This is a genomic window from Gimesia maris (assembly GCF_008298035.1).
In the GTDB taxonomy this organism is placed as follows: domain Bacteria; phylum Planctomycetota; class Planctomycetia; order Planctomycetales; family Planctomycetaceae; genus Gimesia; species Gimesia maris.
Genome location: NZ_CP042910.1, coordinates 821,906 through 845,719, shown reverse-complemented (window position 1 = coordinate 845,719; position 23,814 = coordinate 821,906). Strand labels below are relative to the sequence as shown.

6 protein-coding genes are annotated in these 23,814 nt (G+C 49.4%); 3 read left to right on the top strand and 3 right to left on the bottom strand.

All coding sequences use genetic code 11. From position 1 onward, the window contains the following. Positions 1-21 precede the first annotated feature (21 nt). Positions 22-771 (top strand): BUD32 family EKC/KEOPS complex subunit, encoded by a 750-nt coding sequence (locus tag GmarT_RS03120; RefSeq protein WP_002644402.1) that lies wholly within the window; start codon positions 22-24, stop codon positions 769-771. A 197-nt stretch (positions 772-968) separates the two neighbouring features. Continuing rightward, complete coding sequence (locus tag GmarT_RS03115; RefSeq protein WP_002644403.1) at positions 969-2,228, top strand: glycosyltransferase family 87 protein; 1,260 nt, start codon at positions 969-971, stop codon at positions 2,226-2,228. A 7-nt stretch (positions 2,229-2,235) separates the two neighbouring features. Here GmarT_RS03115 and waaF read toward each other — a convergent pair whose 3' ends face one another. The 3 genes from waaF to GmarT_RS03100 all read right to left on the bottom strand — a co-directional run bounded on the left by waaF (position 2,236) and on the right by GmarT_RS03100 (position 6,451). Beyond that, positions 2,236-3,300 carry a lipopolysaccharide heptosyltransferase II gene (gene waaF / locus GmarT_RS03110; RefSeq protein ID WP_002644404.1) on the bottom strand — a complete coding sequence of 355 codons (1,065 nt, stop codon included), beginning with the start codon at positions 3,298-3,300 and terminating at the stop codon, positions 2,236-2,238. After that, on the bottom strand, positions 3,297-4,841 hold the full coding sequence (locus GmarT_RS03105; protein ID WP_002644405.1) for a PfkB family carbohydrate kinase: 1,545 nt from the start codon (positions 4,839-4,841) through the stop codon (positions 3,297-3,299). The genes waaF and GmarT_RS03105 overlap by 4 nt, the downstream gene beginning before the upstream one ends. Positions 4,842-5,062: 221 nt before the next feature. Next, positions 5,063-6,451, bottom strand: coding sequence for an alkaline phosphatase family protein (locus tag GmarT_RS03100; RefSeq protein WP_002644407.1), 1,389 nt, complete (start codon positions 6,449-6,451; stop codon positions 5,063-5,065). Positions 6,452-7,128: 677 nt separating this feature from the next. Here GmarT_RS03100 and GmarT_RS03095 point away from each other — a divergent pair. Further along, positions 7,129-23,790: a Calx-beta domain-containing protein gene (locus GmarT_RS03095; RefSeq protein ID WP_187782335.1), complete on the top strand. Its 16,662-nt coding sequence runs from the start codon at positions 7,129-7,131 to the stop codon at positions 23,788-23,790. The last annotated feature ends 24 nt before the right edge of the window (positions 23,791-23,814 follow it).

The window sequence follows — 23,814 nt, the reverse complement described above, 5'->3', positions numbered from 1 at the left end:
TCAAAATCATGAAAAGCCACGTTGAAATTGTCTGATTCCCATCCTCAAGCGAGTCCGTGTTTCCAACTGTTCGATCAGAGTACCCCTTATACGATAATTCGTTGTCTTAAAGAAGAAGACTTACGTTCCGTATGGCTGCTGGAAATACCGGGACGTGGCTTGACGACACTCAAACGCTGGCCGGCGAACTGGCAACTCCGCTGGAAATCATTCTTCAGACAGTCGCAACCTGACCGACAACTGACAGGAGCCTGGAAGTTGCTCAAGGCAGGCATTAATACACCGCAGCCAGCAACACCCGTTTATCGGGCAGGTCGCTTTTATCAACTGGAAATGCCATTTATTGAGGGCGCGACAGCATACGACCTGCTGAAGTCGGAACTCCCGGTATCACAAGATCTGCTGTATGAACTAGCCAGGGAACTGGGAAAGATCGTCGGGCGCATCGCACGCGCAGGTTTACGCCATCGAGATCTGAAACTGGAAAATGTGGTGGTGAAAGCCTCCAGTCAGGAGGCAACCCCGCTCTCACTCTGGCTGATTGATCCCGTGGGAATCCGCAGCAGTTACTCGCTAACTGACTCACTTGTCTGCATGCTGGATCGACTGGCAATTCAACCGTTAAATGACGGACTTGCAGTCCCTCTTTCACTTCAGATCATTTGTATACAATCTGCTTTGGGGCAACTCAGCGGAATTCAGCGACGACGTTTTTTTCAGTTGTTAAGAAAAAGCCTTCTCGGCTCGAGACTTAGAGCGCATCAAATTTAACCATAGCGTCTCTCGATCTATTATACTCGATTCAAATGGACCTGGGGACGCTACGGTAAAACTGGACACAGTCTAATCGTCAGCCCAACTGATTGACCTTGCCCTGATTGACGAAAAATCTTAAAAGCACGGGTCGTGTTGCTTCCAACTCCATCCTGCTGTCTTTGCATGTAAGACACCTATTTCTCAGGTCTGACATGAATCAACTCCCACAAAACCCACTGTTTTTCAAATCCCCTCTGGTCGAAGAATCATGTGGTGCCATCTGGCTGAAGCGCGCCTTAATTTTATGGGCCGTGCTGTGGATCGCCGTCAGTGTCAAATTCCTCCTGCAACCTGAGAATAAATCGGTATATCCCTGCTTTGCCGACTCGTCCATCAACTGGTGGGCTGATCGGAATTTGTACGATAATGAAGTTTATAAAACAGGATTTCGTTACAGCCCCACCTTTGCGCTGGCGTTTTCCACCTTTGCTGTCTTGCCCGCCTCACTGGGAGGAATTCTCTGGACAGCGTTAAATATTTCGCTGCTGGTGCTCGCGCTAAGACTACTCGTGAAAGAGATCTTTCCCGGTAACTGGTCCCGGTTTCAGGAAGCCTGTTTTCTGATTCTGAGCCTGGCAGGTTGTACGCGCGCCATCTGGTCTGCACAAAGCAATTCCCTCGTATTTGCCCTGGCCGTGTTCGCTGTGGTTTCACTGAAAAAAGAACGCTGGTGGGTCGCCGCATTCCTGCTCGCAGCTGCGGTTCACATTAAACTCTGGCCTGCGGCCCTGGCGTTGCTGTTGATGGCACGTTTTCCCTGGCAGCTTTCGGCACGTTTTGCAGCTGCATCTGCCCTGCTGGTGATCCCTCCCTTTTTAACACGCCCCTTGCCCGTCGTTCTGCAGCAATACCAGAACTGGTATGGATTGCTGACGGGGCCTTACCGTACCTTGAGACAAGGGGGGCTGCGCGATGCCTATACAATCGCCGAACAGTTCGGAACCCATGTAGATGATCGCGTTTATACGCTTCTGCAACTGGGAATGGCTGGCCTGGCTCTTCTCTGGTGTATCAGGCTGGCGAAAATTTCCAATTCCAGGCAAACCTATTTTACCGGTGTGCTCACAACCTGGGTCTGCTGGCAGTTACTGGTCGGCCCGGGAACCGAGCGACTGACATTCCTTCTGGCTGCTCCCATCGCCAGCTGGGCTCTGATTGTCAGTTTTAAAGAAGAATGTCACCGGGTTCTGGCAGTGGTCGCCTGGTTAATGTTGATTCCCCTGGGGACCGGCGGCGTCGAACGTTTGTTGCTGCCAGTTTTTACGTGGTCACCCGCGATACTGCCGTTGGGCATCATTCCTTTAATGGTCTGGCAGGTCGTCTATGTTGAGAGTCACGCCAGCGTAAGTGAGCAGGAGTTATGCCAGCAAGACAATTCCCTGGCCAGCCCCAAAACACCACAGGCTGCGTAAATCAGGTTCAGGCCGCATTTTGCTGTTGTTGATCCAGCAGCGAGAGCACTGACTGAAAGACCTGATCGGCTCCAAGTTCTTTCATACAACGGTGGTGCCCCAAAGGGCAGACCCGCTGCTGACAGGGGCCACAATCCAGGTCCAGCTGCACAGGCAGGCTGCGATCATAAAATGTTTCACTCCACATCTGATGCGTCGGACCAAATAGAGTCACAGCAGGCACCTGAAACGGAGCGGCAAAGTGTCTGGGTCCCGAATCGGTCGTCACCAGTAATTCGGCCTGTTGAATCGCAGCCTTGGTGAGCCCCAGATGGAGAGGTTCTGCTGCCAGTGATGTTACAAAAGGATTGTCGGCCTGTGCTACAATCTGGATCGCTTCCTGCTTTTCGGCAGGACCGCAAACGACTAACACCGAGCGTTTCAGCTCGCTGGCAATCTGCTGAGCAAGCGATGCAAAATGCGCCGTCGGCCAATGCTTGGCAGCACCAAAGGCACCGCCCGGATTCAGACAGACCAGCGGTCTACTTTTGAATTCAGCCGACTGTTTACTCCAGAACGCGTTCCAGCGTCGACGATCCTGGTCTGTCACTGCGAGTTCCATTGACCGCGACATTCCTGATTCTGCCGGATGCTCAGAATGATCTCTCCCCAGAACATGGGCAGCAATTTTCAGATACTCGTCGATGGCAGGATGCGGGGTTTGTCGGTCACCTGCGGGTAGCACATCGGTTAGTAACCAGCGACGATAATCACGCTTGATACCCACTCTTCTGGGAATACCAGCCAGAAATGCCAGACTGGCGCTGCGAAACGAATTGGGAAACAGAACCGCAAGATCAAAATGCTCGCCTCTCAGCTGCCGCAGAAAGCGAAACTGAGAAGACAGCCTTTCGCCGCTTTTCCATGAAACAGATCGATCGACCAGCGTCAGCCCGTCCAGCACATCTGCCACATAGGGTCTTTGTATGGAGACGATTTCTGCGTCAGTAAATTCCTGCCGAATTGCCCGCAGCGCAGGAGTCGCCATCACGGCGTCTCCGATCCAGTTCGGTAAAAAAACTGCTATTTTCATCCGGCTTTTCGTTTCGGAGGTTCAATGGGAAATTTTTTGGTTGTCGAAAGATTTTCACTTACCTGGCTGCTGCGAATCATTCCGAGCACTTGTGTGGTTGAGATACCAGGGGTAATCCCCAACGCCCTCACTTCCCCGCCATACGATTCGACAATTTCCCACCCGACGATCTCTTCCTTCTGGTAAGTACCGCCCTTCACCAGCAGATCTGGCTTCAGAACGCTGATGAGTTCACATGGAGTCGATTCATCAAAGACGACCACATAGTCAATGCCCTCCAGGGCAGCCAGCATGGAAGCTCGATGATCCTGACCGAAAATAGGACGATCCGGGCCTTTGTTCAGAGAACGGACGCTGTCATCACTGTTGACGGCGACGATCAGACAATCTCCCTCTGCGGCAGCCTGTTCGAGATAAGAGACATGGCCTATATGCATCACATCGAAGCAACCATTCGTCAGAACTACTTTTTGTCCCAGCTTCTGACGGGCCACGACGTGCCGTTGCAATTCTTCCAGCGGCAATACTTTTTCACTGGTCACCCGAGATCCCATCAGAAGATCTGCCAGCATTTCCTCACGGCTGATCGTGACAACGCCAATCTGCTCAACTTCCAGGCCACCGGCCACATTTGCCAGTCGTGCCAGATCGTCAGGGGCAATACCGGCGGCACAGCCCACACCGATCGTAGCCAGCACCATATCTCCGGCACCAGTGATGTCGTAGACTTCGCGTTTGCGCGTCGGCAACAATTCGCTTGCACCATCTGCCAGTGTTAACGCGATACCATCGCTGTCCAGAGTGACAAATACAAAATCAAGACATAAATCAAGACACAACTGCCTGCCTGCACGAAATGCATCTTCCTTGTTTTTCACATCGAAACCCACAGCACGAGACGTTTCGAGCCGGTTGGGTGTAATGGCGGTCGCACCAGAATACATCAGGTAATCCTGTCCCGGACAAGGATCGACAATCACAGGCACATTCGCTGTGCGGGCCGCTTTGATGATCGTCGCTAATACATCGGGAGTGCAGACCCCTTTCGCATAATCACTGACCAGAATCGCGTGCTGTTCCGGAATCAGAGGCAGGATGGTATTGAGTAGCGTTTCTGAAGTTGCCTGATCGAGTGGTGTATTCACTTCACGATCAACTCGCAGAATCTGATGGGGATGCCGCTGCTGCGCTCGCCCCATGAAACGTTGTTTTACGGTAGTCGGCCGACTCGGGTCAGTAATGACTGCCGAGCAGTTCACGCCACATTCTTCGAGCGCCTCTTTAACCACGCCCCCATCCAGGTCAATTCCTGTGACGCCGGCCATGGTTACTTCTGCTTCCAGTCCGATCAGCATGTTGGCGACGTTCGCTGCGCCTCCCAGTCGAACTTCCTGTGTATCTTCACGCAACAGGATGACAGGTGCTTCCTGACTGATGCGTTCTGCATTTCCCCAGGTATAACGATCCAGAATTAGATCGCCGAGCACCATGATTTTAGGATGGCCTAATTTTTGAATAGTGTTGATTAAATGATATGACATAGATGCGGGTGTTTCAGATGTTGATTTAAGTCCAGATCTGTAAATGCAATTTGCTGCTGCCACAGGCTGCGGAATCATCATCAGAACGCTGTTTTGAGTCAATGCCGATTTTGAGAAGCTGGGGCATTTATCAACACTGGGGCCAAAGAAATTTGAACGACAGGAAGCCGAAGATTGATCAGCGTAATTTCGGCCCCAATTTGTCTGACCAGAGCCTGATACTATTTACCAAACTGCAGTTCCAGCAACATATCTTTGACAGCAGTCATTGGAATCTCATCTCGCTCAATCGCTTTGGACGAGCAGATAAAAACGGGAGCTTCAGCGTCTTCTTTTCCGGGAAGTGGTAAACGACCGTGACTGCCTTTGACGAGAGATGCATCGAGACTGGTCAGATCCATATAGTAACGGAAGCCCAGGATTTTTCTGGCTAGTCGACTTGCGATTCGCATTTTGGGGAACTTAATGGCTGGATCAATAAACAGTTCGACCGGGTCATAGCCAGGCTTACGGTGAATATCGACCGTACGCGCATAATCGGGTGCCAGCGAATCATCCAGCCAGAAGTAATAAGTAAACCAGGCTCCCGGAGCTGCAATCACAACCAGTTCTCCTGACCGCTCGTGGTCAATGCCGAACTCAGCCTGCTGACTGCGAGCAAGAACCAGCTCTACACCTTCAGTGTTTTCGAGCAGTGCTTTGACAGCAGAAATCCTCTCAGGCCGTTGCACGTAAACATGCGCAACCTGGTGATCGGCAACGGCGAACGCCTCGGAAGCACCGCAGTCCATGGTTTCCCAGCCTAACGCTTCTTTTCTGACTTTCAGCCATCCCTGCTCTCTCAAAATTCGATTGAGATGAACCGGTTTGGAAACATCGGTAATAGCATATTCGGAGAGGACAACGATCTCGGCGCCTGCATTTTGTCCAGCTTCAATCAGTCGACCTGCTTCCTGATCGATTTCACGAATATCCTGGTCGATGGCGGGATCACTGGCTCCCAGACGCTGCAGGTTATAGTCGAGATGTGGCAAATAAACTAAAGTGAGGTTTGGTTTCTTCTCCTGAAATACCTTAATCGAAGCATCAACAATCCAGCGGGAACTGGTGATGTCTGCTCCGGCTCCCCAGAAACGCAGCAGTGGGAAAACTCCCAGTTCTGACTGCAATTCGTCTTTCAGCCCTTCAGGCTGGCTGTAGGAATCAAAGACTTTTCGACCATCCGCTGGATAACTGGGCCTGGGAGTAACAGACCATTCCACCGGCGCATACATGTTATACCACCAGAACATTTTCGCTGTGGTATAAGCAGGGTCGCGACGTTTTGCTGTTTCAAAGATTTTTTCGCCCTGGACAAGTCTATTGGACTGTTTCCAGAACATGACCTCGGCAAGATCGCGGGCATACCAGCCATTCGCCACAATCCCATGATCTCGTGGCAGTAAACCTGTCAACAAAGTGGACTGGGCAGAACAGGTGACGGCCGGCAGTACTGTTCCCATGGACCTGGAAAACCCCTGATTTGCCAGCTTCGTTAAATGAGGGGTGCGATCTCCCAGCATCTCCCAGGTGAGCCCAACCACATTGATCACTATCAGCGGTTTAGTCATGAATTTCTTTATTTACTGAAGGCATTTACTATGAATCACTTATGACCATCAAAGATCCATAGTTTATTGCGACTGGAGTCAAAAAGGAAGTGGATGCAGGGGGGGACACCGGCTTTAGATTTTTTGAATATTGAAGAATAAATTTGGTATAGACAGTTAGAAATTGCAAACTCAATCGTTCGAGTTTCCATCAGACAGGCCTTGGCACAACACTAAACACATGAATACAACACAGCTGTAAATTGGTCTTTTTCAGAACCTCATGCATAACAATACACTTGAATCTACGCCTGGAGTTCCTAACCAAACAGGTTATCCACAATCGATTTACAATCTATGATCAAATAGAGCTTCAGATTATGGTTGAGAAGCTCAACTGATCGATATGATTGTTTTTAAAGATATAAGCGTTTATCTGAGTAGATTTATATTGACTACTCACTTTGTCTATTTTAGCTTATTTAACAATAATCAGATAATTCGGAATAATCCATTCTTAGAAAAAAACTACTTCATCTGAATTTGTCATTATTAAACTTAAATCGGATAATATTTTTGGCCAATCAATAACATCTAGAATCAAATTCTCTTGATTCTTATTTCAATTTGCTAGAGAGACTGAAACCATGGTTGTGGGCCGTCCATCCTTCGTGTCGTCATTTCGCAGATCTATATCCTTGTTAAACTGCCTTCGCAGAGGCCAGAGAAAACGCCAAAGCCGAGATAAAATCAAAAACTATGCCAGTTGCTATTCCACTGCTGAAAAGTTGGAAGACCGCACCCTGTTAGCGGGAGCTTCGCTGGTTAATATCGAACCAAATATCGACCTCTCTCTCACAGATGGTGAGGTTTACAACGAAGCGCCGCAGGAACTGACCTTCGTATTTTCGCCTGGCCAGGAGATAGATCCCACTTCGCTGGGAGGTATTCAGATTGTCCGCAGTGGTTTGGATGGCACATTTGCAGACGGCAATGAGGTGACTATTGAGCCCGGATATGTAGGAATTGGCGACAATCCAAACGAAGTCATCGTCCGCTTTGCTTCAGCACTACCCGATGATCATTATCAGATCACGATCTTCGGAACCGGCGCTGACCCTTTACTCAACCTGACTGGAGATGCATTCCGAGACTTTACTGAGGATGGAACCCAGAACGGCGAAGATCAGATCATCAACTTCGAACTCGATCTGGGAGCGAAAGTCGTTGCTGTCGTCTCGCAGCCTGTTTTACGCGAACAGATTTTGTCTGTAGGTGACGTAACCGACCTGCAGGACGGAGACACCTTCACCATTTCCGTGGGTGGTGCTGTTGTTACCTTTGAGATGGATCTGGATGGCAGTGGCTTAAACGACACAAATAATCTCCAGGTAGCTTATTCAGCCGCTGATTCGGCTTCCGATATCGCAACAACCATCCTGGGAGTCTTTAATGGTTCCCTGCTGGCAATGGCAAACGGTGGCTATGCAACAATGGAACAAAGTGATGCAGACCTGACGATCACGGGTGATTCATTTACACCTGCCATTTCGTTTGCACTCGTCGATCCCGACACTCCCGGACTCACCCGAGCAGATGGTGACCTGGTAGCCCGCGACGACCAGATTCTGGTTTATTTCAACGATGATGACTTGAATCCTGACCTGGCAAATGATTCGCGTTTCTATCAGATCATTGACACCTCTAATAATGATACTCCACTGCTGACAACCAGTTATACTGCCACCTACGATCCTTTATCAGACGTGACCGTACTGAAGCTTTCCACGTCTCTGGATGCCGGGCATCAGTATCGACTGCGTGTGGGCGTGTCTGATACCCCTGATAATGCTGAGAACACATACTCAACAATCGGTTTCGACAGCGAAACGATTTCGATCCTCGCAGGCGGCGGAGCGACTTCTACACCCATCAGTGGCGTAACAACCATTGCTGATCTGAACCTGAATGATCCATCGAGTCTCGTCGTCGATGGTTCCGGTGATTACTATTTTGTTCATAATGACTCAGGTACGCGTCGTATTCTTAAAGTAAATCACCAGACCGGCATAATTACAGTCATCGCCGGAAATGGTTCAACGGCACCTGCTAACGGGATCTTTGCGAGTGATTTGCAACTGTCCCCTTCAGGCCCTCGTGATATTGTCCTGGATGCAAACGGTAACCTGTACTTTACCGATGGTGCACATATCCTGAAAATCGATGCGATCTCACAACTGGTAACGGTAATCGCCGGGGGAGGATTTGATGATACTCCCGATACTGGTGATGTTCCCACGGACCTGCTGTTGGATACCCCAGATCAGTTAACCATTGATAGTGAAGGAAATATTAGTTTTCATGACTCAGGTGCTGGTCAGTTAATACTGATTGATGGAAATTCAGGGCTTGTCCTTGCAGGAGTTTCCACTCAATTTGGTACTGCTCCCTTCGGAATAGGCATTGATATAATTGATCTGAAATATGATTCCTTAGGCAATCTTTTCATTCTCACACCTGGTTATACAATACCTGGAATTGCACCTGCACCATACTCTTCGTATCCAGATTTAGATGAAGGAATTTACTACATCGATTTCCACTCGGGACATTCTGTCTTTCACGGTGGTTCATCCTTCGACCTGACCTTTGACCCGGCTGACCCCACAGATTTATTAAACCCTGTAGCCGGGGGTGGAAGTACTCCCCTTGCCACCGGAGTTTTGGCAACTGACCTCAACCTGTCCACAGCCACAGAATTCACCTTCGATGCCAATGGATATCTGATTTATGCCGACTCAGCAGGCTACATCGTCAGATTAAATCCTTATGCCGATCCTGCCGAACGTCTTGTGGATGTCATTGCCGGTGGTGGAGCTACTTCAGTCAGTACTTCTGGAGTTGTAGCAACAGAAGCTCAACTTGGCGTATTGACATCAGTTGCGATTGGTACGGGAAACACCCCCTATTTCTTCGACTCCACCAATGATCAGTTACTGAGTGTAGAAAATATCCCCGATAAAAATTCCTCATTTGTTACAGCAACCACTCTTAATCCTACAGCGAACGATGCCACAGAGGATGTTCCCATTGCATGGAATCCTGGGGCAGAAGAGTTTGTCATCACTTCACAAATTCAGCCACAGGGAATCGGTTTACCTCCCCTGCCAGGTGGAAACGATGAGCCCGGCCATCGACAATTACCGGCAACACTGGATGCGCATATCGGAAGCGTTGGAACAAACCCTGTTACAGCAGGTTCTGTCTCAGTGGTTTACTATAACTTCCGTGACGCATATGGCACCGATGTCCAAGGCAATCAGTTGCATAATGCCATTACAGAAGAACAAAAACAGCGCACACGCGAAATCTTTGAAATCTATGCGTATTACCTGGGAATTGAATTTGTCGAATCTGCAAATCAGGGCATTACGGTGGTCACCGGTGACCTGCGCGTTGCAGACCCGGGTCTGCCTGTCGGCCCCGGTGGAGTAGGTGGCGTTTCGACCGGTCCGATGGTCATCATGGATTATTCCGACTATACCAATCCTTCAGATGATGTTTATGGCGGTTCCTGGATGGGTACTGCCTTCCATGAAATCGGCCACTCACTTGGATTAGGCCATGCCTTGGACATTCCCTCTGTAATGGGAGACTCCTTACCTCAAGCTGGTGGACAAACCGTCTACCCAGGTGATTATGACATCACTCATCTGCTCAGACTTTATCGGACTGACGCCAACGATATCGATTTGTATGAATTCAATCTGGCCGAATCCGGTACATTTCGAGCAGAGGTCTTTGCCGAAAGACTTACCAACTCCAGCCTCCTCAACAGCGTACTCACATTGTTTGATGAAGACCATAACGTTATTGCCCGCAACGATGATTACTTCAGTAATGATTCGTTCCTGGAACTGAATTTAGCTGCGGGAACCTACTTCATCGGTGTGACCAGCACCGGCAATGATAATTACAATCCGGAAATTGAAAACTCAGGCGACAATGGTTCCACAGACGGCCAATATGAATTGAGACTGAACTTCGCCGCTGATCCTGTCGTGGACAATAACACCCCAACCAACAGTGAAATTCTTCTGGATGAAACGGGAACACAATTCGACGGTGATTCCGATGGCACCCCCGGCGGCGCTTATGATTTCTGGTTTGTCGCCAGCGACTCTTCGAATACCATCTACGTCGATAAGACCAACGGTGCTGGACTTACGGGACCGGTTTATACCACCATTTCAGAAGCTTTAGAAAACGTTACTGCTTCAACAGAGGTGATTCGCATTCTGGGTAACGGCGGTACCGATGGTGACCTGCGTACCACAGACGACAGTAATAATTACCTGATTGGCTATGATGACAACTTCAACGCCCTGGCAGACGGAGAGTCGATTATCGTACCGCAAGGCGTCACCGTGGTTATTGACCAGGGTGCGGTCATCAAACTGCAGAATACTGTCATCGACGTGGGCAGTTCATCAACACTTGAAGATCGCAGCAACGCCGCTCTGCAGATATTGGGGACTCCTGATGCGCAGGTGGTCCTGACGGCATATGGTAACGACGCCGTCGGGGGAGACGATGATGGCCCCTCCGATGGTGCCAATCCCGGTGACTGGGGCGGGATTATCTTCCGTGCCGACTCAGACTATGAAGACGATTCCGTCTTCCTGAACTATATCGCCCATGCCGATATCAGCTATGGTGGTGGTCAGGTCTACCTCGGCTCTGTCCTTCAGACTGTCGCCCCGATACATATCGACGAAGCCCGTCCTACACTGGCATATAATACAATCACTTACAGCGCTAATGCAGCCATCTCCGCGGACCCTAACAGCTTCGATGTCACTCTGATGAAGGGCGGCGATTTTAATCATGATCAGACACTGAAGCGAATCGGTCCTGATATCTACGGCAATACGATCATTGACAACTCACTCAATGGTTTATTCATCCGCACCGAAACACTGTTTGGCCAGGATATCGATAAGGTCAATGTCACTGCTCGATTTGACGATACTGACATTGTCCACATCATTACAGAAAATCTGTTCATCGAAGCCGGAACAGGTGGTCCTGTCGCTACCGGATCCGGTCTGCAGGCACGCTACAGTGGCAGTGTCGTGTTTGATGCAGGCATGGTTGTGAAACTCGGCGGTTCCCGGATCCAGACAGGACGAGGAAATGCAGGCATTATTGCAGAAGGGACCGAGGAAGCACCTGTGATCTTCACTTCACTGTTCGATGATCGTTACGGTGCTGGTGGAACCTTCGACACAACCAACAACGACATCCAGGGTGCTAATGAACGAGAAGCTCAGGCAGGGGACTGGGGTGGTATTATCCTTAACCAGACTTCACATGGATCCATTGACCACGCGATTATTGCCTATGGTGGTGGTACGGTCCCTCTTGAAGGGTTCTCAGACAGTTTCAATGCCATCGAAGTTCATCAGGCTGACCTGCGTGTTTCCAACACCTTATTCGAAAGTAACGCCGGAGTCGCTTCATCTACAGACCGCAACGGCCTCGGCAGAAATGAGGCAACCACGATTTTCGTGCGTGGTGCCCAGCCCATCATTGTGAATAACCGTTTTGTCAACAATGGTGGCAGTGTAGTCGATATCAATGCCAACTCACTTAAGTCAGATATTCTGGATGACTATGGTCGTTCAACAGGCCTTAACGATGCCTTTGACTACCTGGATGGTAATGCGGGACCATTAGTTCGCCTGAATCGGTTTGAAAATAATGGCACCAATGGAATGGTTGTTCGTGGAGAACTGTTAACGGTTGAATCAGTCTGGGATGACACTGATATTGACCATGTACTGTATGACACCATTACGGTTGACAATTTCCATACTTATGGTGGCTTACGTTTACAGAGTTCGACAAACGCCAGTCTGGTTGTGAAATTAGGCTCTGGTGCCGGATTTACGGCAACTGGACACGGTCTGGATATCAATGATCGAATTGGCGGCATCGTGCAGATCATGGGTGACCCGCAAAACCCGGTCGTTTTGACATCGATCTTTGATGACACGATAGGATCTGGAATTGGCCTGGACGGCTATAGTGTGACAGAAACTGTCACCGGTGTTTCCACGGCTCCTGCGGCCGGAGACTGGACCGGGCTGCAATTCCTCCAAATGAGCCATGATCGCAATGTCGCGATTTACAACGAAAATGAACTGGCGGTTCTTGACGGTAATGGGGACGTCAATGGCATCATCCGCAAAGCTCAGTTCCTCGGAGAGCTGGCGCCAGATGAAAAAAGTGGTGATGAAAACCGACGACTTGGTTTCGAAGTCCATGGCTCTATTGCCAGCAATAACTCTGGTGATGCAGATATCTACAGTTTCAACGCCGAAGCTGGTACTCAAATCTGGATTGACATCGACCGCACGGGACTGGCTCTTGATACCGTGATAGAACTGCTGGACCCACTCGGACGTGTCATTGCAGTCGCCAACAATAACACCGATGCCACTCGGGGCACGGCTCCCTCTGCGGCGACGATCACACCAAACCCATTGATTGAAAATCCTAATTTTGGTGGTGACTTCTATTCCAGTAATCCCAACGATGCCGGTATGCGGATCGTACTTCCCGGCATGGATGGTATCCTCACAACCTATTTCGTTCGGGTTCGAAGCAACTCTGCCAACCTTTCGGATATCAAAGGTGGTGAATCGAACGGCGAATATCAGTTGCAGATACGACTCCGACAGGTTGATGAAGAGCCCGGTTCTACCGTTCGGTACTCCGACATCCGCTATGCGACTGATGCCATTTATCTGGCAGGTCTTCCCGCTCATTCACCACTGATTAATGAGACCGTTGAAAGTGGAGATGCCAATCCGGGCCTCGCCACACAGAACCTGGGAAATCTGCTGACCAGCGACCGCAATACGATTGGCGTCAGTGGTACACTTTCCTCTGAGGGCGACATCGATTTCTATCAGTTTGACATTACGATCGAAGACATTCAGTCGATCGCTGGTGTAAACGCAGGTGGCAAGACCTGGGCAACCGTATTCGATATCGATTACGCAGACGGTCTCGGTCGAGCTGATACCACACTGTCTGTCTTCGATTCCTCAGGACGACTCATTTTTGTGAGCCGCGAATCGAACGTCGAAGATGATCAACCCGGTATTGGCGAGGGCGCCGACGCAGATGACATCACCCGGGGTTCATTTGGAACACAGGACCCGTATATCGGCAGTGTCCATCTTCCGGAAGCGGGCACCTATTACGTGGCCGTCTCTTCCAACACCCGCCTTGCTACAGCATTAGAGGCGACTTACAACGGTTCCAACTCGAATGCCCTGGTTCGGCTTGAACCCATCAACTCGCTGCAACGAATCGTGGAAGACCATATCGGCTCCCAGGGTTATTCCTCCAATGGTGTCGATATTGAACCAGACACCCCACTGTTCGACATCACCGATGATCCCAGCGAAGGTATCAGTACACACGTCACCGGGTTCGAGTTATCGGATGTCGTGCTCTTCACAACAAACGGGCATAACCTGGCAACAGTCGACCCTCAACAGGGTGTCTATGAAACGAATATCGGTGATATAGGTGGAATCAGTACAACCAACAGCTCTTTGCAGATTACCGACCTGGTCATGAGATCTGATGGTATTCTTTACGGCATACAAAACAACCGCTTCATTCGCATTGATACTGCGGGTAGTTATAGCGGAAGCACGCCTGTCACTTCTCGACAGAATGTAGGAACCACAAATATCCCCACGATTTCGGGGAACCAGGTAGTACCTACCTCATACGATGAAAACTCTTTCCAAAATCTTAATCGTCAATTGAGTCTATTTAATACAGCTGGTACTGGTGCTAATGATGTTAGCATACAAGCTATGACGTTTGCTCGCGTAAACACTCAAAGTGGTGCACCTGTCTACGAACTCTATTATGTTGTTACTGAAACAGGCATTGATGGTTCAGGTACTTCCAGAACATTCCAGAAATTGTATCAGGCGGATCCAAACTCGGGGGCTATCCTCGGTAATTCTGAAATCGGAACTTCCGATATTCTACAAAATGGCTTCCGCGGCTATCTGCTGGCTGAGAACGTCACAGCGGCACGGGTAACTGCTTCTGGAACAGACAATAACACAACACCCCGATCTGGTACACTGTATTTTCAATCAGTCGTTCCAGGTCAAGATGGAGAGGGTGTTCAAATAAAATTCAGGCATGGCACAACCAATGATATCGATGTCAACCTAGGAGCTGCTCTTATTACAATTACCCTAGATGGTGACAACAGCGGTTCTAGTTCTTGGGATTTCGGGGACATTGTCTCTCAGATCAACAATGATACAAATGCGCGTAGACTAGTAAAAGCCGGGATGACAGGAAACACTGCCACTAATGGCTATCAAGCATTAAACCCTTCGTCTGGGACTGATATTGACATTTTTACTGACAATGGAGAAGGTGCCCCAGATTTTAGTGGACAGGGCTTAATTCAGGGTATCGCATTCAACAACTTTCATGTCGATACGAATGGTGGCACTCAATTAATAGGAGTTACAAGCACTGGAAAAGTACTTGATATTAGCCTTCTAAGCCATAGTGCAGTCACAAATTCTGCATTCACCGGACAAGGACTAATCTCCAGCGAGCTGGCAGATCACGGAGCCATGAATTTCACCGGCGCGGCTCTCGGTCCTCAAAACTTGTTTGATGGTGCCTATAGTGATTATGTCTTTGCAACAACAAACAATGGGACTTTAGTGGCGTTGGATTCAACAGGCGCATTGATGAATGTGTTTGGTGACGAAGTCACGACAGCCAACTCAGGTGCAAATACCGCTCAACTTGATGTATCTTTAGACACCACTGTCGCTTCAACAACATCTAACATTGATAATGATGAAAGTCCTACTCAGGTAGAAGGTACTATTCAGGGACTGGCCTTTTCACCTCTGGACTTCAATCTGTGGCACACCACACGTACGCAGGGAACAGAAGCTGGTCACGGAATCAACGCGGCCCCCGATAACAGTCGTGTTCCTTCAGAAATCGACTTACAGTTGGCCAAATTGGCTGACGATCAGCATAGTTTTAATCAAAGCAACGGTGCACTCAGTTTTTACTTTGGCTTGGAACAATTCACAACCGGGGACAACACTTATCTGTCTTACGAGACCGCGAGTGCACAACTGGGAATACTCGATGCAGATTTTCTGAGGGATTTGACCAGCAATTCAACCACGAACATCGGAAACAACGTCAATCTACCGGGGGGAGCAGTAGGAAGCCTGACAACCAATACTTTCAGTCTGGCTGGTTACGCCGCTAAAGATGCCCCTACAATTTATTTCAATTATTTCCTGGACACTGAGAGCACAAACTCGTCTACAAGTAACAAAATGCGAGATAGTGCCCGTGTTTATTTACAAGATGACAGTGGAGTCTGGCACTTAATTGCAACCAACAATTCCACAAAGTCAACTTCATCCAACGACTGGGAACTGCCCACGTATATCACACATACAGCATCAGAAAACACCAATGCTGCTGATACCGGACGTGATTATGTGCAGGAACTATTTGACAGCACAGGAGTCTGGCGTCAGGCGCGTATCGATCTATCAGCATTTGCCGGTCAGTCCTTTTTAAAGCTCCGCTTTGATTACAGTACTGCTGGGTCTATTGGTGAACATGGAGATTTTGACTCGGACATACACGGTGACGTTGACTCTGCATTTAACAGTAAGAGACGCGGTCAGAACAATACGGGCGAAGGCTTCTACATTGATGATATTATCGTTGGTTTTGCCGAACGTGGTGAAATGGTGACCAACGCCGGCACTCTGGTTTCCTCATTTTTCGATGTCTATGGAGCCGGTAACAATGAACCAGGTGATGCCGCCGATCAGATCCTGACGGGCAGCTATAACCTGGAAATCAGGCGTGCTACGGAATACGCAGTTCTCGTCAGCCCGACCGATCCGTTTATCGCGATCGCGACATTGTTCGATACGAACGATCGTCTGGTCGAAGAAGATGGGCTGCTGGGCGATGACAACTTCCGCAGAGAACAGGGTATGGTGCTGATTGAAGGCAACCAGATCCTGAGTTCTCAAAATGGTATCGTCGTTGAGACCGTTCGTGGTGACGTCTTCGAAGGCTGGTTCCCCCACCAGGGTGGAACGCGGGCTCTGCCGAACCTGAATACCCAACAGCTGGCTCCCGGGGCTGTATTGCAGAACAACCTGATTGTCAATTCCACGTTCTCTGGAATTGACATTACCGGTGATATCATTTCTCCGGAAAGTGTCATCCCGGTAGTGAAGGTGGTGAATAATACTATCTACGGTGGTCTGCAGGGAATCAATGTATTCACCCGAGTCAGTCCGACCATTGTCAATAATATCGTTGCTAATACTGTTAGTGGTATCTCGGTTCTGACATCAGGTGGTGCTACCGTAGTGGTTGACGCCAACCTGTTCCAGGGTAATCTCGTGAACGGAACGATGGGCACCAACTGGATTGACCTGCTGGATACCGAAGCATTGTTTGTCGATGCTGCTGCTGGAAACTTCTATCTGGCTGACAATTCGAAAGCCATCGACAGTTCGCTGAACCGACTGGCAGATCGCCCGCTCTATACAGCTGTGAAAACACCTCTGGGAATTCCCGCCTCAGACGTCTTTGCTCCCAGCTATGACACCTATGGACAGTTGCGTGTAGACGATCCTACCCAGTCACCTCCTCCGGGTCTTGGATCGAACGTGTTCAAAGACCGCGGTGCGATTGAACGAGCTGACTTCGTCGGTCCGACAGCAACCATCACTTTACCACCAGACAACGACGTGAATGACCTCGACCTGGACCCTGTTGCCACGCAAGTCTATGTTGCTAATCCGGAACTGTTTACCAGCATGATTGTTGAACTGCGGGACACCGGCATTGGCATTGACGATGCTCAGATCAACTCCTCTCAGTTTATCCTGACCGCACAAACCAGTACTGGAACAACGTTGCTGGAGGAAGGGACTCACTATCTCTTCAGTTACAACTCAAACACCAATGAAGCGATTTTCTCGGCTGTCGCTGGTGTTTTTGAACTGGATACGCGTTACACGATCACCGTTGATAACTCTGCCGCTACAGGAATCACCGATCGTGCTGGTAACCTGCTGCAGCCGAATCAGATTGACTCTAGTACTTCGTTTTCTATTGTTGTCACTGATGGTACCAATGATCCGCCAGTTAACAATTTTAATGCAACTCCCATCCCAGACAGCCCGAACACTGCCGTCAGTACGGAATCAGAAACGCCTCTGATCTTCTCCACCGCCAATGGAAATGCTTTGACAGTGACAGACCCGGATGCGTTTCTGGGGGATGGTCTCGTGTCAGTCACGCTGACCGCCGTCAACGGCACACTGACACTGGGTACTACAGCCAATGTGCTGATGACGACTGGCAACGGACTCGGAAACGAAACTACTTTCACGTTCCAGGGATTGATCGCCAATGTGAATGCGGCCCTGGAAGGTACCATCTGGACTCCTGACATCGGATATTATTCATCTATCGGCACTCCGGCGACTCTGACAATGACGACCAGTGACCTGACCAACTTTGACGGACCGGCAGAGCTTGATACGGATGTGATCGACATCACCGTCAACGATCCGCCAACCGTTCAGTTCAGTTCAGCGACTTATTCAGTCACCGAAACAGACCAGGGAACTTTGACGACTCTGAATGTCACCCTGACCCGGGATAAAATCGGGGCTGCTTCTACGGTGCTGATTTCTGATTCAGGTACGGGTTCAGCAACTTCGGGTGTCGATTACAACGCGATTATCGCGAATACACCCGTTACCTTTACTGCAAATCAGACAACTGCAACATTCACCATCACCATCATAGGTGATGATGTTGTCGAGTTTAATGAAACGATTGATCTGGCAATTACCGGTGTGTTCTTCAATGCAATCATTGATCCGTTGGCTCAAAACAGTGCGGAAGTCACAATCAACGATAATGATCAGGCGATCCTGAATATCAACACGGTGACCCAACAGGAAAATGAAGACACGGGTGATGGGGCCGGAGTTTACCGCTTTACAGCTTCCCTCTCCAATCTGGTTGATGCCAGCGTATCTGTGGATGCTACCACACAAGATGGATCAGCGTATGTTATCGGCGGTGCCGGTACGGGAGTCGGGAACGATGACTACACCCTGTTCGACAACACGATTACCATTAACCAGTTGACGAGTTCGATTGATTTCCTCGTTAATGTGACGACTGACACGATCGTCGAATTGGATGAGTATTTCGATGTTATCATGAGCTCACTCAGTGCGAGTGGCTTAAATGTGATTCTTGGAACCAACGGTCGTGGGAATATCATCAACGATGATCAGGCGATTTTATCCATTTCAGGTCAAGATGTCGTTGAAACCGACAATGGTTCCACGACCACAATGACCTTTACTCTCGCGCTGGATCACCAGGTTGCGGGGGCGATTGGAATCACGGCTGCAACGCAGGATCTGGAAGCAACCGTCGTTGATAATGATTACAATCCATCCAGCGATACTATTAGTTTCGCAGCAGGTTCTACCTCAGAAACATTTACCGTCACGATCAACGGTGACGACAAAGTGGAACTTAACGAGCGTTTAACAGTACTGCTCAGCAATCTTCTGAACAATCAGAACTTTGACGTGGAACTTGCTGGTGGAGGTTTAACAACATCAGCGACGGGAACAATACTCAACGATGATCAGGCATTGTTCAACATTCAGGATGTGAGCCGGAATGAAGAAGCAGGTTTGATCATATTCACGGTTGAAATGACCCGCGAAGTTGATACAGCAGTTTCAATCAATGTCAACACAGCGGATGGCACTGCCCTCTCTAATGCGTTCTCAGGATTTGTTTCTGACAATGATTATACCCCGGTCTCGAATCATCAGTTGCTCTTCAATTCAGGCGAAAGATTCAAGACTTTTACTGTCTTCATCAATAATGACAATGTCGTCGAATTAGACGAAGAATTTACAGTTTCACTTGATAATACAAGTTTGTCAGACGGTGGTCGTGATGTCGTTGGCACTGGGTCAGCAACCGGAACAATCCTGAATACCGACACCGCTCAAGTCAACATCTCCCGAGTATCTCAAACCGAAGAAGCCAACGGTAGTGTATTTCGATTTACGGCAAGCCTGACGGCTCCGGTAGATACAACGATCACTTTAACTGCGGACGCCGAGGGTCTGAGTGCATCGGAACTCTTGGCATTCCCTGGACTCGATGCCGCACTTGCTGATATTGATTTTCTTACATCCAGTTCTCCCTATGCGATTACGTTTAACAAAGAAGAGCAGTCATTCCAGTTTGACGTGGAAGTTGTCAATGACAGTATCGTCGAACTGAACGAAGTCTTCAAAGTTTCAATGGATAACCTGGCAACGAACAGCAGGAATGTCACATCGGGAGCCGAAGGCATCGGAATCATCCAGAACGGTCTTGATGCAGGTGTCATCAGCATCACTTCGGCATCAGTCAATGAAGGAACTCCCGCACCGAACACGCCGCCTGGATACACCAGCCTGACGTTCAATGTCAATCTTTCCGCTGGAATCTCTAAGAATGTCAGTTTCACCGTATCTACTGGGGACGGTATAAATCTGCCTGGATCAGCGATTGGAAATGCAACCGTTGCCGATGGTGATTATCTTCCCGTGAGTCCTCAGGAGTTTACAATTGCGGGAACGCCTGCATCGGGAACGATTCCAACGTCTCAAACCTTTACCGTTTTGATTGCCGAGGATTTCAAGGTAGAGCGAGATGAAGTCTTCAGAGTACTTTTGAGCCAGTTGAATAATGCCGGGCTGAATGTTTCTCTGTCACCCACCATCGCGACAGGCACCATCGTCAATGATGATCAAGCGACAATTACCATTAATAATGTGACCCAGCTCGAATCAGACGGTGACATGACCTTTACCGCTACACTGTCAAACCCGGTCGACACGGATATTTCAGTTGAGATTTATACGGAAGCGGTCTCTTCCCTCTTAGATGATAACGACTACACGGCAATCGCCGTTGATCAACCACTGATCCTGAGCTTTAATGCGACTGATCCATTAACCAAGAACTTTACCATTCATATCAACAATGAAAATGTCGTGGAAGCTGATGAAGACTTCTCCGTCCTGTTCGGTACTCTGTTGAATATGGGGCGTAATGTATCGACTTCCCCCATCTCGGGACCCAACATTGCTGCAACGGGAACGATCCTTAACGACGACTCGGCGTCCCTGTCAATCACTCCTGTGATTGGCACGGAAAACGACAGTCCCTTCCAGTTCACGGTGACACTTTCCAACCCGGTTGATATTGATATTACCGTTGATGCTGCCACCTTTAATGGAACCGCCGTCGCACCAGACGACTACTTCCCATTCGCTGATACTTTGACGTTTATCGCAGGTGAAACTCAGCAGACAGTCGATGTCAACGTGAGGCCGGATTCGACTGTGGAAAGTCCGGAAACCTTTGACTTGACCCTGTCGAATCTGATCTCCAGCGGACGTTCGGTCTTTCTGACCAGCATTCACGCTCGCAGCAGTTCTGCAACGACAGACGCTGCTGTCGCCGTCGATGTGGTGGGTAACTATGCCTACATTGCTGACCGGGATGGCGGATTACAGATCTTTAATATCAGTAATCCATCCAGCCCCGTTCATGTTGGTGCTTACGACTTCAACCAGCAGGGAATTGCTCAGGCGATTGATGTCGTCGGTAACCTGGCTTATCTGGCAGTCGGCGAAGCAGGATTACAGATTATTAACATTTCTAATCCTGCGAATCCCACATTTGTCGGTAGTATTGCCACCCCTGCCCGTGCCCGTGGTGTGCAAGTGGTTGGCAACCTGGCCTACGTCGCGGACGATAGTGGAAACGGTGGTGGATTACAGATCATTGATGTAACTAATCCAGCCTCTCCTTCAATCTTAGGTAATTTCGGGGTATCAACTCCCGGTGGCCTGGCTGGCGGTGTGGAAGTCATTGGAAATATTGCTTATCTCACCGATGGTAATAATGGACTGCATATTGTTGATGTTTCTAATTCTGCAAATCCCACATTGATCAAATCGGTCGCCACCCCCGGTGGTGCTGCGATTGGTCTCGACGTAGTTGGCAATCTGGCTTATGTCGCAAATCGTGAAGGTGGTGTGCAGGTTATCGATATCTCAGACCCCTTTACCGCTTTTTATGTTCGTACACTGCACACTCCCGGTATCGCCACTGGCGTGAAGGTCGTTGGTAACTTTGCTTACGTGACTGATGGAATGGCAGGTCTGCAGGTCATCGATTTAACGACAGGCGATATAGCCAATACATTCGACACACCGGGCAGTGCCCGCAGTCTGTTCGTCTCTGGTACCCTGGCGTTTGTCGCAGATACTTTCAGTGGCCTGCAAATACTGGAGTTCTTCCCTTCCACAACAGCCACCGGAACGATTATCGATCCCGCTGGTCCACCGTTGACGGGAACCGCTTCTCCCAATACTACGATCAGTACCTCACTGGTGACAGCGCCAACAGCAACCAATGCGAATGGCGAAACCGAGACAGTACCTGACAGTGTGGACTGGATCGATGAATGGGACAGTTTCTGGGTTGAAGTCTGGGGTAATACCAGCGATGGTTCCGGCATCAGCGGCGGTAACTTCGATCTGGAATACAATACAGACTACTTTACTGCAACCGCGGTCGAGTTTGGTTCTGCCTTTGGTGGTTCCAGTGCAGCCAGCATTGATGATCAGGCGGGTATTGTCTCTGGAATCAGTGGTCAGAACGGTCAGGGTAATCTTGGTGGCAGCGGCCAGGTTCTGCTGGCGCGAGTCAAATTTGAATCGATTGGCGAGGATAACGTTGCCATCGATCAAGTAACTGGTTTCCTCGGCCCCCATAACCTGGGTATCCGAGTCGTCAATGCATCTCTGGATGTCACAGACTTTGGTGATGTCACTGCTTCCACAGGCGAAACACTGGATACAGAACTCTGGGCAGTGCCGTTCGACCTGAACGATGATGGTACGATCAACTACCGGGATCTGATTACATTCACTTCCTATTATGATACTTCCGTTGTAGGAGCGGAATCAGGGCTGGCCTGGTCTCTTGACTTTGACAAGAGCGGGAAAATCAACTATCGAGACCTGATTTTCCTGGCAACAAACTACAACCGATCCAGAGGCACGGGGCAACAGATTTCCTTCCCGACTAACTTCCCTCAGGAATGGTACGGTTCTGCCATTACCACTGAGGGCAGCGACAGCCTGAGTACGCTGATCGATGCCGCCACCGATGAATGGAAAACCGCAACTGGAAATCCTGACCTGGCAGTTCAAGTCGTCGTGACTGATCTTGGTGGTCAACAACTGGGCGAAGGGCATATTCTGGAACTCGATGAAAACGGCATTCCTGTCAAGGGGCGTGTTTACATTGATGACGATGCAGGCGGTCTGGGCTGGTACTCATCGGTTGATGGTCTTGCATTTGACAGCAACGGACAGGCGATTGCCGGTTCTGCAGCTGAAGGCCACTATGATCTGTATACAGTGCTACTGCATGAAATTGGTCATGCTGCCGGTTTCACTACAAGCTATTCTCCTTATACAAACCAGCTGCAAACCAGTGATTCCGGACAGGTTCAGTTTGTCAGCTGGGACTTTATTGCTCCGCTGACAGATGACGGGCTGCATATCGATGAGACGTTCTATCCGGACGACATCATGGGGGCAACGCTGGACCCCTCGACCAGGAAGATGATCTCCACACTGGACATTCAAGTTCTACAGGCCGCTTACAATAATGCAGACGGCGCTGTGATCACCCCACTCAGTGCACCGTTGATGGCATCCAGTTTAGTGAGCCTCACAACGACAGAATCCACTCCCGTAACGAATCCTGTTGCTCCCCGAACGCAACCTGTCGTTGCACCAGAGCAACAGCAGATCGCGAATAAAGCATCATCACAATCATCCGGACTCCAGACAGGAACAGCACCTGCCTGGTATCTGGCTCCTGAGCTGCCGCTTTCAAGTTCGAGTCTGATTGTGGAGCAGTCAGTAGATCAGGATCTGCAGATCGGATCCCTATTCGAAGTTTCCTATGAAACAGATCTTTCAGACGATCTGGAACCGGAAGAAACGAATTTGGAGTTGAGCTTCAATCCTGAATTTGATCTGGATGATGTACGGGACTCCGAAGTAGCCGATGATGAGCTGGACAGCCTGTTTGCTGACTGGGCTGGCCCGCTGGTATAATGACCCCAGCGGATTTAAGATCCA